Below are 14669 nucleotides of genomic sequence, written 5' to 3' on the forward strand. Positions count from 1 at the left end.
TTATTAATTGGATGGAAATGTAAAAAAAGCTGCACCATCCTCCTGAGAAAAGTGCAGCTTCGATTTGTGACCGATGCGTTAACCACGAATTTTTTCGATTTACCACATTTTATTTCGTTTTTATATGTTGAATTTTTTGCATTAGAACCATTAAATCAGCGCTTTGATTCCCGCTAAAAAAATCCCGATAATAAAACCACAAATCGCTCCATTCACCCGAATCCACTGCAAGTCTGTTCCAATTTTATTTTCCATCATATGAATAAGCGTTTCATCATCTAGCTTATCTAGATTTTCCTGTACAAGCTGGCCTATTTTGGAATGATTCTCTTCAACAAGATTGGCGATTTGCTTGTGTATCCAGTTTTCAATGATATGGACTTTTGCCGGATCTTCCTTTAGATCGTTCAGTAAGCGTGTTAAAAAAGGAAGAAGATACTCATCCATAAACTGGCTGTCTTGAACAAAGACCAACGCTTTCTGCTGAGTCTTCTGCAAGATTTCGGTTATGTTTTCAGCAAGCTCCCAGCCATCAATAAGACGATCCTTCCAATTTTCGATTTCTTCCAACAGCTTCTTATTGTCTTTTATGTTTCGCAATTCCTTACGAATACGTAAAAGCAAAGCCTTCCTGTTCATATCATCTTTCTGGCGCAAACTGCTTACAACACGAAGAAGAAGGATTTGCAGTATGCTGCCGAGTTTTTCTTCATTCAATAGATTCTGAAAAGACTTTAGCGCAATCCGCAGAAAACCGTCGAACTCTATATGGTCAAGTACCCGTATTGCTAGATTGCCAAGTTGATTCTTTGTGTTCCTTTCCCGTATCCATTCTTCTGCTTTGTCAAGAAGATAATCTAACGCCTTCTCTTCATATTCACGAATGAGCACTTGATTGATGGCAGACTGAAGGACAGTGCTCATTTCAATGGAACGAAAAGAAGATTTTATTTCTTTTTCCACAAAAGGGGCAATTTCCTCAACATTAATCTGACGGATCATTTGTACGGCGAGTGACACAACGCCCTTTTTCACTGAATCTGAATGAAGCTCTCTCTCAAGGACAGGCAACATTTTCTCTGTAAAATTGATTTGTTTGATTTTATTTCTAATACTTTCTTTGGAAAGCCAGTCATTTTCAAGTGTAGAGACGAGCGCTTTGGTTATTCTTTTCCGATTTTTAGGCAAAAGAGCCGTATGGGGAATGGGCAACCCCAATGGATGTCGGAATAAGGCAGTAACGGCGAACCAGTCAGCTAATCCACCTACAAGCCCCGCTTCAAAGCCTCCTTGTAGCAAGTTTCCTAGAAGCGATCCTTGGAAAGGAATGGTTGCGACAAAACCAGCACCCATAACAGCAAGCGAAAAACTCGCTAAGCGCTTTGATTTCTTTGGTTGTTTCGACTTTTTAGATATCATGCTTCCCTCATCCTTTATGATAATAAATTTACTATAACCAAATGATTGTGAAGTGATACATAAAGGAGTACGATGACCAGCTTTTCCCGAAAAAATACCAAAAATTTCATCCAACTTCTCTTATCGTTAATAAAATCATATCATATCAGGTTGATAATACTTCCACTAAATGAATTTTTCGTTTTCATACCATTACACACCTTTTTTAGAGTATCAATATGTCCAATAGATTTTTTGCGCGAGAACCCAAAGGAGCAGCACGTATGCTGCTCCTTTTTTGCATAACTGTACTTTTTGGCCGAATAAGATGGCAATAAGGCATCTTTTTGTCAGCTTACGGCCTGATGAGCATTGCTAAGGAGGAAAAGCATGTCAGATTACGTATTTCCTAAGTTATCGCCTGATCACATGATTTCAATCATCAGAAATGGACTTTCAAAAACCAAAATTCCAAAGAAGATCATCATTGTTGGCGCGGGTATGGCAGGACTTGTCGCGGCCTCTTTGCTTAAGCAAGCGGGGCACGATGTAACCATTCCTTTTTCAGTATTACAATTTGTGGATATTGAACCATATGACTCTTTTTCCCATAACAAATGGAAGGCGATTCGGGAACTCCACTATGCGGGCTCTACGAAGACCGGCATCCAGTTTAAAAGCAAGTTCTGGGAAAAGGAAGGCATGTATGGCGGGAAAACCGCTTCGGATCTCCCTATTACGTATGCTCAGTACCCGAGCCATGACCTTGGTACACCAGGACCGGGCGTTATCTTGGCTAGTTATACATGGGAGGATGATGCTATACCTTGGGACAGTTTAAGCGATCAAAATCGCTTGGAATATGTTTTAAAAAACTTGGCCACTATCCATGGCAAACAGGTATATCGCGAGTTTGAAACAGGAGTGAGCCACAGTTGGATTCGATATCCGTATTCTGCTGGGGCTTTCACGATATTTAAACCTGAACAGGCAACAGAACTATCTCCCTATATTTCCTCTCCCGAAGGAAGAGTTCATTTTGCTGGCGAACATACCTCAACTACCCACGGCTGGATCCAAGGTGCAATCGAGTCCGGAATACGTGTGGCATATGAAGTCAATGATTTGCCAAGAACTTTATTCGAACCTAATCACCAATCAACCTGATTCATTCTTATCGAGAATGGTCATATTAAAAATTGGGATGCAAGTTTTATCAAAAATCATCCGGACTATCCAAATATGGGGATCACCATTCGCTTTGCCCGTTTCTTGCGATGACAAGGATGATGATTAAAAATGAAAAAAGTCTGCCCATCATTTATCAGGCAGACCTTCTGGTTATCTTTCATTTTTTCTTTTTGCTCTGTGGAGCTTTTTGCTGTTTCTTTAATTCTTCCTTCAGTTTTTCGATGTTCGGCAGTCCTTGGATATAACCAACAGCACCAGCCTGATCAATTCCATATGTTGCGTCGATAGCTTTTTTCACATCATCGATTTTTACCGCTGTCGGCGCAAAATTGTCTAATTCGTCCCCTGGATGTTGGAAATTGCTCATCACGTAGCTAAATCCATTTCGGTTATCGGCCGCTTGAAGTCCCGTTGCTTCTGCACCAGCCGGAATGGATAAAATGCGCGATAACTTTTTCGTATCGACGTTATACGCCCATACAAAATTGTTAATATGTTGGCTGCTGTCTTCCCCGATAAACAATGTGCGATAATCCTCAGAGAAGCTTAAATTGTCCGGCCCGGCAATTTTATTCACGTTTGCTTTATTGCCGTAAGCGTCCGGCTGCGCTAAATCTTCACCGACAAGAAGCGCCTTCATCGAAACGGCTACATATCCGCTGTTAATCGGCTCACCAGCTGTGGTCTTTTGTCCTGGTTTTAAGCTTAGCTCATAAACTGCACCAGCTTTCACTTTCGGTAATTGAATGTCGTCCGTCGGGTCTTGGTCGTTTTTCTCCATCCCTTTGCTAATATCAGAAATCGCTACATATACTTTTTTGTCTTTCGCGTTTAACGCCAGTCCTTCCATTTTATTAAACTCGCTTGTTGCTCCTAACATTGCTGCGTAACGGCGCGATTCCAAGAATGCCGCGGCTTTTTCCATTCCCGGCTTCAGTTTCAAGTATTCTATTTTACCATAGTTGGCGTTTTGGCCTGAGTATTGCTTAACAGGAATAAAACCTTCTTTCGGCACATCGGATACTTCAAAAATATCGCTAAATTTAATGCCTTTATCAATGATCCGTTTAATTTCTTTATCTGTCGCATGTCCAAGTTTAATCCACTCCAAATTGCCGGACCCGCCATTTTCTGCGCTTGTTTGCGTAAATTTCGCCGCATATAAAGTGCCGGCTGACAAATCACGCGGTTTATCCGCCGCGTACATAAACAGCGTTGTATATTCACTGTCGTCTCCAAAGTAAGCGGTACGCTCATCCGGCATTACAACCATCAATTCATTGGAACGGCGTCCGGTGCTGTAATGTTTCACAACGCGCGTCATTCCATCGGCACTGACCGTTACTTCAGGAATAAAGCCGTAATAATAAGGGTTTGCTTTTTTCTCATCATCAAAATATAGCTTTGCAAAATCTTTTAAATGAGCTGTTGATTGGATGGGCTTATCTGGCGTGTCGAATTCAAATGAACGGGCATCAGGCTCATATTCCTCTGAACCTAAATGCGTATTCCAAGGCGTTAACGAGCCGTTGCACGGCACCCATAAACCGTTTACCGCTGAAAAGTCGATTTTGTCCATAGTGGAGACCTTTAACTCTCCTGTTTTCATGTTTTGCTGGAGTTTCGTTAACGTCATGGAAGCTGGCACACGGCGCCATGCCGGATTTCCTGCGTTGTCTAGCGAAATATATTCATAATGGGAAATAAGATACAACGAACCATCTTTCATTGGACGAAGCAAGCTGTTCGCATCAGGCGCATCAGATACGTAATGCACAGGTTTCCCGTCCACTGATCGATCCGTAATCGGGTCACCATAATAATCGGTCGGCGTGCCGGCAGAAAATGTTTCGCCATTAGACATTTTAAACTTATCCGTTGTCTTAAAGAGCTGCTTATATGTAAGCGGGAATTTTTTTGTTTTTCCATCCGTATACTTTACAACAACGGAAGCTGTTGTAAACGGTTTGCTCATTTCTTCAACGGTAGTTGGCACTCTCGAACCGCTAAATGAGATCGATTCGATCTTTACTTCTTTTTGTTTTGTCGCGGCTTGAGTTGGATGCAGTGCCGGCACCATAATCCCAAGAGCTAAAGCAACAGCAATTCCATTCTTTTTCATAAATTATCCTCCTTGTGATAGAATAAACATCCTATCTTTATTTAACAGAATAATTGTTAAAATATTTTAATAGATTAGTAAATTAACCATTTAGTTGATGTAAAAATAAAATTACCATTTTTACGAAGGGCTAGTTATTCTCTGCGAAAAAGCAGTGTCTGTTGGTTCTTACTTGTACTGAGTTCTGCAGCGGAAACGCGCAAAGCTTGATTGCATAAAAAAAGGCTTGCCAGCTCCTAAAAATCCCTCTACTGTTAAGGCTGTGAAGACAAAAACAGTGGAGGTAAGAAAGGATGCTAGCAATGCCTAAAGTCCGTAGAGAAAGCGAAGACCTGTCTATTCAGAAATTGCTAGAAGACAGGCCATAAATAAAAAATGCTTTATGAATAACCGAACAGTCCAAAGGAGTTCAGTATATTTTTAAAATGCACACCATCCTATAATGTGCTTTTTTAAACAGATAGTGCACTCGCTCAACGATCTTACGGGCATCCGCTGAACCCACGGCGGCCCGCTTGAAACCGCCGGCCCTTGCTCTACTCCTCAACTGAGCTCGGGGCGTCTATTTTCGTCTTGGTCAGGTAGATGACCAAGCTCAAGATCGTTACAAGGAAGAGCGCGCTGGTTCCTACCGTACCGAGACCAAGGCCACCGGCTTTACGAGGCTGTGATAGGAAGTCGCCAATAGAGGCGCCAAATGGACGGGTCATGACGTAAGCAATCCAGAAGGCCAACACTGCATTCACGTTGAAGCGGTAGTAAGCGATCGCAACCACCGCAATCAATGCGGCGAAAATAAGAGCTGACGTCAAGTAACCCATGTTGAGGCGCTCTGCTATAAGGTCACCGGCTGCTGTCCCCAAGGCGAAGGTGAACAGGATGGCCAACCAGTAGAACGCTTCCCGCTTGGTCGTGTAGATGGAGTGAATGGACAATGTCTTCTCACTCGAATACCATGCCGCAAAAGTCGCTAACAGCAAAATGGTGAAAATGGTAGTAGTAATCTCCAAAGGAACCCCGAAATGGTCCGTTAGGTTGTCGGAAGCCAGTGTGCCGACAACACTAATCAGCGTGACCGCAAGCCAGTAGATCCCTGGCACGTACTTTCCCGACTTGAACTGGTAGAACATTGTGATGAGCAAAAGGACACTCATGACAAAGGTCGTGTTAGTCAAGCCTAAGTTCAGCTTTTCGTTCAGTAAGTCTGCGGCCGTCTCGCCCACCGTGGTTGCCATGATCTTGATGATCCAGAAAAAAATCGTGACTTCTGGAACCTTGTTCAACATCTGCCGACCTCGTGTTGGGGCTGCCGCGGCTTCATTAGAATTAGAAATAGATGGATTTTTTTCCAATGAACTCATCTCCTTTCTCGTTTATTCATTGATGATTGTTAAAATACCTAAACCCTACTTTAATATGCTGTAATAAAATTCATCGAAAAATCTAATAAAATTCAAACTACAAGTCCATTAAAAATTTTTAACTTGCTTTAAAGCCTTTGCTATGTATGGATTTGAGGACACAACGTGAATTTTCTCTATTATTTCAAATAAATACAATCCCTTTTCTTTTGGTCATAACAAAAAAACCTCCTATATCGTTAGTGATTAAGTCAATATACGGTGTTATTTCCTACATGATCCGTATACTGACCGTTTCACTAAACGATATAAGAGGTTGAAAAAAAGTGAAAGAAAGCACTTTCCAGTGTAGCGTCCCAGGAGAGATTCGAACTCCCGACCGACGGCTTAGAAGGCCGCTGCTCTATCCAGCTGAGCTACTGGGACATATAATAATGAGAAACAAGAAAGCGGGTGATGGGAATCGAACCCACGACATCAGCTTGGGAAGCTGAGGTTTTGCCACTAAACTACACCCGCACGGTTGAAACTTGAAGGCGGCACCCGGATTCGAACCGGGGATGAAGGTTTTGCAGACCTCTGCCTTACCACTTGGCTATGCCGCCGCAAAATGATCGGGTAATGAAAGAGAAGAAATGCGACTATTGCCAAAACTAAACTATGTATTTGAAATTTTGAATATTGATTGATTATGTATAAATATCAAAAACGCGCTCGAGAGGATTCGAACCCCTAACCTTCTGATCCGTAGTCAGATGCTCTATCCAATTGAGCTACGAGCGCAAAATATGATGAAGCGGAAGACGGGACTCGAACCCGCGACCCCCACCTTGGCAAGGTGGTGTTCTACCACTGAACTACTTCCGCATGATAACATAAGTGATATTTGGTTCATTCCTTCAAAACTAGATAACCGTTTGTTTGGAAGAAGCCGGGCGCCTTCGCTGTCTAGCTCCGGACGCCATCGGCTCGCGACGCTTCGGTCCCGTTGCGGCGGCAACAGCCTCCTCACGGGCCCTCCAGCGCGTGTCGCCGATAGGCGGGCGTCCTCCGCTTTTCGTGGTGTCTAGCTCCGGCTCCTAGCCCCTTGGGTCGCTTCAGACCTGCTGTGGCGGCGACAGCCTCCTCGCAGGTCTTCCAGCGCCCATCGGGGCTAAGCAGTCGCCTCCGCTTTTCGAATTGGTTAAGTCCTCGATCGATTAGTATCCGTCAGCTGCACGTGTCGCCACGCTTCCACCTCGGACCTATCGACCTCGTCATCTTCGAGGGATCTTACTCGCTTAACGCGATGGGAAATCTCATCTTGAGGGGGGCTTCACGCTTAGATGCTTTCAGCGCTTATCCCTTCCGCACATAGCTACCCAGCGGTGCCCCTGGCGGGACAACTGGTACACCAGCGGTGCGTCCATCCCGGTCCTCTCGTACTAAGGACAGCTCCTCTCAGATTTCCTGCGCCCGCGACGGATAGGGACCGAACTGTCTCACGACGTTCTGAACCCAGCTCGCGTACCGCTTTAATGGGCGAACAGCCCAACCCTTGGGACCGACTACAGCCCCAGGATGCGATGAGCCGACATCGAGGTGCCAAACCTCCCCGTCGATGTGGACTCTTGGGGGAGATCAGCCTGTTATCCCCGGGGTAGCTTTTATCCGTTGAGCGATGGCCCTTCCATACGGAACCACCGGATCACTAAGCCCGACTTTCGTCCCTGCTCGACCTGTCCGTCTCGCAGTCAAGCTCCCTTGTGCCTTTGCACTCTACGAATGATTTCCAACCATTCTGAGGGAACCTTTGGGCGCCTCCGTTACCTTTTGGGAGGCGACCGCCCCAGTCAAACTGCCCACCTGACACTGTCTCCCACCCCGATCAGGGGTGCGGGTTAGAATTTCAATACCGCCAGGGTGGTATCCCACCGGCGCCTCCACCGAAGCTGGCGCTCCGGCTTCCCAGGCTCCCACCTATCCTGTACAAGCGATACCAAAATTCCATATCAGGCTGCAGTAAAGCTCCACGGGGTCTTTCCGTCCTGTCGCGGGTAACCTGCATCTTCACAGGTAGTATAATTTCACCGGGTCTCTCGTTGAGACAGTGCCCAAGTCGTTACACCTTTCGTGCGGGTCGGAACTTACCCGACAAGGAATTTCGCTACCTTAGGACCGTTATAGTTACGGCCGCCGTTTACTGGGGCTTCGGTTCGCACCTTCGCTTGCGCTAAGCGCTCCCCTTAACCTTCCAGCACCGGGCAGGTGTCAGCCCCTATACTTCGCCTTTCGGCTTCGCAGAGACCTGTGTTTTTGATAAACAGTCGCTTGGGCCTTTTCACTGCGGCTCCCTCGGGCTATTCACCCAAGAGAGCACCCCTTCTCCCGAAGTTACGGGGTCATTTTGCCGAGTTCCTTAACGAGAGTTCTCCCGCGCACCTTAGGATTCTCTCCTCGCCTACCTGTGTCGGTTTGCGGTACGGGCACCTCTCACCTCGCTAGAGGCTTTTCTTGGCAGTGTAGGATCGGGGACTTCGGGACCGATGGTCCCTTCGCCATCACGGCTCCGCCTTTGCGCCAGACGGATTTGCCTATCTGGCAGCCTAACCGCTTGGACAGGCTATTCCAGCAGCCTGCTCGCCCTACCTTCCTGCGTCCCCCCATCGCTCAAACGGTGAGGAGGTGGTACAGGAATCTCTACCTGTTGCCCATCACCTACGCCTTTCGGCCTCGGCTTAGGTCCCGACTAACCCTGAGCGGACGAACCTTCCTCAGGAACCCTTAGGCTTTCGGTGCAGAGGATTCTCACCTCTGTTTTCGCTACTCATACCGGCATTCTCACTTCTAAGCGCTCCACGAGTCCTTTCGGTCTCGCTTCGACGCCCTTAGAACGCTCCCCTACCGATGACCAACGGTCATCCCACAGCTTCGGTGGCACGTTTAGCCCCGGTACATTTTCGGCGCAGAGTCACTCGACCAGTGAGCTATTACGCACTCTTTAAATGATGGCTGCTTCTAAGCCAACATCCTGGTTGTCTGGGCAACTCCACATCCTTTTCCACTTAACGTGCACTTAGGGACCTTAGCTGGTGATCTGGGCTGTTTCCCTCTCGACCACGGATCTTATCACTCGTAGTCTGACTCCCAAGGATAAGTCATTGGCATTCGGAGTTTGACTGAGTTCGGTAACCCGATGAGGGCCCCTAGCTCAATCAGTGCTCTACCTCCAAGACTCTTCCCTTGAGGCTAGCCCTAAAGCTATTTCGGGGAGAACCAGCTATCTCCAAGTTCGATTGGCATTTCACCCCTACCCACACCTCATCCCCGCACTTTTCAACGTGCGTGGGTTCGGGCCTCCAGTAGGTGTTACCCTACCTTCACCCTAGACATGGGTAGATCACCTGGTTTCGGGTCTACGACGACGTACTGAACGCCCTATTCAGACTCGCTTTCGCTGCGGCTCCGTCTCTTCGACTTAACCTCGCACGTCATCGTAACTCGCCGGTTCATTCTACAAAAGGCACGCCATCACCCATCAACGGGCTCTGACTACTTGTAGGCACACGGTTTCAGGTTCTCTTTCACTCCCCTTCCGGGGTGCTTTTCACCTTTCCCTCACGGTACTGGTTCACTATCGGTCACTAGGGAGTATTTAGCCTTGGGAGATGGTCCTCCCTGCTTCCGACGGGATTCCCCGTGTCCCGCCGTACTCAGGAGCCACTCGGGAGGGAACGAAGTTTCGACTACAGGGCTGTCACCTTCTCTGGCGGGCCTTTCCAGACCGCTTCGTCTACCCCGTTCCTTTGTCACTCCCATATGAGTGGTCCTACAACCCCAAGAGGCAAGCCTCTTGGTTTGGGCTGTTCCCGTTTCGCTCGCCGCTACTCAGGGAATCGCTATTGCTTTCTTCTCCTCCGGGTACTAAGATGTTTCAGTTCCCCGGGTGTGCCCTCCATACCCTATGGATTCAGGTATGGATACTGTCCCATTACGGACAGTGGGTTCCCCCATTCGGACATCTCCGGATCAACGCTTGCTTACAGCTCCCCGAAGCGTTTCGGCGTTTGCCCCGTCCTTCATCGGCTCCTAGTGCCAAGGCATCCACCGTGCGCCCTTTCTAACTTAACCAACAGCGCTTCTCGGCTTCTTCCTTTGTCTAGCTTCGGCGCCTAACCGCGGCGCCTCCGCTTTTCTTTTCGGTTATCTAGTTTTCAAGGAACGAAGCTGCTTCATTGCATTCGCTTCTTTGCAGCTTTGCGTCGAGGAATCCAGCTTCTCTGAATTCACTAGAAGACGCAGACGTAAAACGGATTAATTGAAGAGAACATAAATATGTTCCCTCAAAACCGAACAAAACGTAAGCGTCCCTCTTATTTCACACACATATCATCCTTAGAAAGGAGGTGATCCAGCCGCACCTTCCGGTACGGCTACCTTGTTACGACTTCACCCCAATCACTTGCCCCACCTTCGGCGGCTGGCTCCCAAAAGGGTTACCTCACCGACTTCGGGTGTTGCAAGCTCTCGTGGTGTGACGGGCGGTGTGTACAAGGCCCGGGAACGTATTCACCGCGGCATGCTGATCCGCGATTACTAGCGATTCCGGCTTCATGCAGGCGAGTTGCAGCCTGCAATCCGAACTGAGAGCGGCTTTTTGGGATTGGCTCCCCCTCGCGGGTTCGCAGCCCTTTGTACCGCCCATTGTAGCACGTGTGTAGCCCAGGTCATAAGGGGCATGATGATTTGACGTCATCCCCACCTTCCTCCGGTTTGTCACCGGCAGTCACCTTAGAGTGCCCAACTGAATGCTGGCAACTAAGGTCGAGGGTTGCGCTCGTTGCGGGACTTAACCCAACATCTCACGACACGAGCTGACGACAACCATGCACCACCTGTCACCCTGTCCCCCCGAAGGGGGGAACGCCCTATCTCTAGGGTTGTCAGGGGATGTCAAGACCTGGTAAGGTTCTTCGCGTTGCTTCGAATTAAACCACATGCTCCACCGCTTGTGCGGGCCCCCGTCAATTCCTTTGAGTTTCAGCCTTGCGGCCGTACTCCCCAGGCGGAGTGCTTAACGCGTTAGCTGCAGCACTAAAGGGTTTGACCCCTCTAACACTTAGCACTCATCGTTTACGGCGTGGACTACCAGGGTATCTAATCCTGTTTGCTCCCCACGCTTTCGCGCCTCAGCGTCAGTTACAGACCAGAGAGCCGCCTTCGCCACTGGTGTTCCTCCACATCTCTACGCATTTCACCGCTACACGTGGAATTCCGCTCTCCTCTTCTGCACTCAAGTCCCCCAGTTTCCAATGACCCTCCACGGTTGAGCCGTGGGCTTTCACATCAGACTTAAGGGACCGCCTGCGCGCGCTTTACGCCCAATAATTCCGGACAACGCTCGCCCCCTACGTATTACCGCGGCTGCTGGCACGTAGTTAGCCGGGGCTTTCTCGTTAGGTACCGTCACCGTACCGCCCTATTCGAACGGTACTTCTTCTTCCCTAACAACAGAGCTTTACGATCCGAAGACCTTCTTCGCTCACGCGGCGTCGCTCCGTCAGACTTTCGTCCATTGCGGAAGATTCCCTACTGCTGCCTCCCGTAGGAGTCTGGGCCGTGTCTCAGTCCCAGTGTGGCCGGTCACCCTCTCAGGCCGGCTACGCATCGTCGCCTTGGTGAGCCGTTACCTCACCAACTAGCTAATGCGCCGCGGGCCCATCCGTAAGTGACAGCCAAAGCCGCCTTTCAACCGAAGACCATGCGGTCTTCGGTGTTATCCGGTATTAGCTCCGGTTTCCCGGAGTTATCCCGGTCTTACGGGTAGGTTGCCCACGTGTTACTCACCCGTCCGCCGCTAACCGAACAAGAGCAAGCTCCTATTCGGTCCGCTCGACTTGCATGTATTAGGCACGCCGCCAGCGTTCGTCCTGAGCCAGGATCAAACTCTCCATAGAAAGTTGATTGGCTTATTTTCATAAGCTTCAGCGCCTGCACCGTAAGGTGCCCTGCGCCTTCGGTTTCATACTGTCTAGCTTCAGCGCCTAGCTCTCTTCTGCCAAATAACCTTCCCCCTCGAAGTGCAAGCATTTCTGCGGGTGAAGAACATTTGGCTTCGAGAGCTGATCGCGGCGCTTCAGCTTTTCTATGTGGACGCTTCGTTTTGTTCAGTTTTCAAGGAACATAAAGATAAAAAATTACTCCGTCTAACATTCATATTATAGTCAAAAATTCAAGATTGTCAATAATCATTTACTTTTAATCAACATTACAACATATCGTTGTGACATCTATTTATTATACTTATTTTTTGTTATTCGTCAATAATTTTCTAGCAATAATTTTTTAGTTCATCTAAACTAAAGTAGCTTTTCGTTTCCAGACAGCGTAATCTATTTTATTAACACACTTACATTTTGTCAATACTGAGTCAGCTACCAACTTTAAACTGCCACCTAAAAATCTTTGTTCCACAAAAAACGGGTGCTCTTTCGTTATGAAAGAACACCCTAAAAAATGGCTATCTAACAACCGGAAACGTTAATATAACGGTTGTTCCTTGACCTTCTTTGCTTTCAATCGAAATAGTGCCACCGTATTTTTCTACTAAACGTTTCGCAATCGCAAGCCCTAGACCATTTCCACCCTGTTTTCTGCTTCTAGCTTTGTCCACTCGATAAAATCGGTGAAATACATAAGGGATTTCTTCTTGAGGAATTCCTATTCCAAAATCTTTTACTTCGATCTTTGCAACGTTTTGCATTCGATACGTTGAAACATGAACCTCCTTCTGGTTTTCTTGACCGTATTTCACGGCATTATCTAATAAAATAACCAAAACTTGTTCTAAATGCCTAGCGACCATATTTATATATAATGATTCGCTACGTATTTTACGAAACTTATAATCTGTATAAACGTTTTCAAAATTTCGAATGACTTGATCAATGACCATGCTAACATCAACAGTCTCCCATTCTGTCGTATCGGGCGATTCGGACTCGGCACGTGATAATTCTAACAGTTCGTGTACTAATTGATTTAATCTTTCCACTTCCTTTAGACTGGACTGTAGGGACTTGTTTAAAACATTCGGGTCATTTTTGCCCCATCGGTTTAACATTGTTAAATGTCCTTTAATAATCGTTAGCGGCGTTCTTAATTCATGAGAGGCATCTTCGACAAATTGCTTTTGCTGCAAAAACGACTGTTCTAGGTCGTCCATTAAGTCATTAAAAAGTTTCCCTAGCTGTGCTAGTTCATCGTTCGTATCGTTTACAGGTACTCGTTCATTCAGTCCATTTTTCTTAATTCTCTTCACCGTATTTGTCATGGCTTGAACATTGACAAGAAGTTGTTTCGCAATAATCGCTCCACCTAAAAAACTTAAAATAATAGCTCCAATCCCGGTTGCTACCATGACGAAAAAAAACGCTTCCTGAAAATCATCAAACATTTCCATGTTACGAACAATTTCAATAGTTCCCGCAAACGTTGTCATCGGAGAGCGAAGAATCAACAACCGTTCTTGTTGATGATACGTTATTTCATATTGTAAGGATACCACTCGCTTCGGTTTTACCCAACTGCTAGGAACCGAATGAGATACTATTAAAACTGGTTTCCCTTTATCGTCTAAAATTCGAATCAATTGGTTTTTTTCATTAATTGTCGCGAAATATTGGGCATAACTTTTTAATTCGGAGGGAGTACGTATTGATTTTTCTTTAAAAAATGCTTCCAGTTCAATTAATTGATGCTTACTATTTTGTTTTTCATAATTGATGCTCCATTTCTCCATCACAACATACTGCAAAATATTATAGGACACAAACAAAATACATAACAGGGCGGAAGACCAAATGGTTAACTTCCATTTGATCGGCAATTTTCTGGTCAGCGATGACCACTTCATTCTCTCATCACATACCCGGCTCCTCGGACGGTCTGGATATATTGCTCTTTATCTTCCGCATTTAATTTATTCCGTAAATGCCGAACATACACGTCCACTACGTTTGTCTCTACAACAGAATCGTATCCCCATACTTGATCTAATAAAACCTCACGAGTTAAAACACGATTAATGTTTTTCATAAAAACAGAAAGAAGCTCGAATTCTTTATTCGTAAGTTCAATGAAATGCTCTCCACGTTTTAACATTCTAGATTCTAAGTCTAATTCAAGATCTTTAAACGTAAGAACGAGCGGTCTTGCTTCTTTTTTTCTTCTCTACGAAGAATGACACGAATCCGCGCCAATAACTCTTCGATCGCAAACGGTTTGACAACGTAATCATCCGCTCCACTATCTAATCCCATTACCCGATCCATGACGCTGTCTCTTGCTGTTAGCATAATAATCGGCGTATCTTTGACCATTCTTAAACGCCGGCAAACTTCGATTCCATTGAGGCCAGGTAACATCAAATCAAGCAAAATGACATGATAGTCTTGCTTCGTCGCAAGCTCAAGTCCTTGTCTCCCATCGTATGCTACATCCACTTCGTACCCTTCATATTGCAGTTCAAGTTCCAAAAACTCCACTAATCCTTCTTCATCCTCAATGATTAAAATGCGATACATACACACCCCTGCCTTACATCAATAAATGAATAA

4 protein-coding genes, 5 tRNA genes, 2 rRNA genes and 3 pseudogenes are annotated in these 14669 nt (G+C 46.3%); 2 read left to right on the forward strand and 12 right to left on the reverse strand.

The window, feature by feature from the left end:
- Positions 1-150 precede the first annotated feature (150 nt).
- Entirely contained in the window at positions 151-1419 is a 1269-nt protein-coding gene (locus BDD39_RS07910; protein WP_166912334.1) for a DUF445 domain-containing protein, read from the reverse strand.
- Between the two features lie 408 nt (positions 1420-1827).
- On the opposite strand from BDD39_RS07910, the pseudogene BDD39_RS16595 reads away from it, so the two are divergent.
- Both BDD39_RS16595 and BDD39_RS07915 read left to right on the forward strand, forming a co-directional pair.
- Positions 1828-1947 (forward strand): annotated as a pseudogene (locus BDD39_RS16595) (NAD(P)-binding protein); the annotation flags it as partial.
- A pseudogene (locus BDD39_RS07915) lies at positions 1948-2565 on the forward strand (flavin monoamine oxidase family protein); the annotation flags it as partial.
- Between the two features lie 181 nt (positions 2566-2746).
- On the opposite strand, the gene BDD39_RS07920 reads toward BDD39_RS07915, so the two are convergent.
- From BDD39_RS07920 to BDD39_RS07970, 11 genes and pseudogenes are all read right to left on the reverse strand, one after another.
- The gene (locus tag BDD39_RS07920; protein ID WP_166909622.1) at positions 2747-4711 is read right to left on the reverse strand and encodes a PhoX family protein; all 1965 of its coding nucleotides are present in this window, start codon (positions 4709-4711) and stop codon (positions 2747-2749) included.
- Between the two features lie 536 nt (positions 4712-5247).
- On the reverse strand, positions 5248-5997 hold the full coding sequence (locus tag BDD39_RS07925) for a COG4705 family protein (protein ID WP_380630319.1): 750 nt from the start codon (positions 5995-5997) through the stop codon (positions 5248-5250).
- A 427-nt stretch (positions 5998-6424) separates the two neighbouring features.
- A tRNA-Arg gene (locus tag BDD39_RS07930) sits at positions 6425-6498 on the reverse strand.
- Between the two features lie 22 nt (positions 6499-6520).
- A tRNA-Gly gene (locus BDD39_RS07935) sits at positions 6521-6591 on the reverse strand.
- A 15-nt stretch (positions 6592-6606) separates the two neighbouring features.
- Positions 6607-6677: transfer RNA gene (locus BDD39_RS07940), tRNA-Cys, on the reverse strand.
- Between the two features lie 104 nt (positions 6678-6781).
- A tRNA-Arg gene (locus tag BDD39_RS07945) sits at positions 6782-6855 on the reverse strand.
- A 12-nt stretch (positions 6856-6867) separates the two neighbouring features.
- Positions 6868-6939, reverse strand: a tRNA-Gly gene (locus BDD39_RS07950).
- Positions 6940-7251: 312 nt separating this feature from the next.
- Positions 7252-10182: ribosomal RNA gene (locus tag BDD39_RS07955) — 23S ribosomal RNA — on the reverse strand.
- Positions 10183-10450: 268 nt separating this feature from the next.
- Positions 10451-12008, reverse strand: a 16S ribosomal RNA gene (locus BDD39_RS07960).
- The 16S and 23S rRNA genes sit together here with 5 tRNA genes alongside, the layout of an rRNA operon.
- 563 nt (positions 12009-12571) lie before the next feature.
- Complete coding sequence (locus tag BDD39_RS07965; protein ID WP_166909626.1) at positions 12572-13966, reverse strand: HAMP domain-containing sensor histidine kinase; 1395 nt, start codon at positions 13964-13966, stop codon at positions 12572-12574.
- A pseudogene (locus BDD39_RS07970) lies at positions 13963-14636 on the reverse strand (response regulator transcription factor). Before BDD39_RS07970 ends, BDD39_RS07965 begins: the two are co-directional and overlap by 4 nt.
- Positions 14637-14669: the final 33 nt, after the last annotated feature.

This window comes from Saccharococcus thermophilus (assembly GCF_011761475.1).
Lineage (GTDB): Bacteria > Bacillota > Bacilli > Bacillales > Anoxybacillaceae > Saccharococcus > Saccharococcus thermophilus.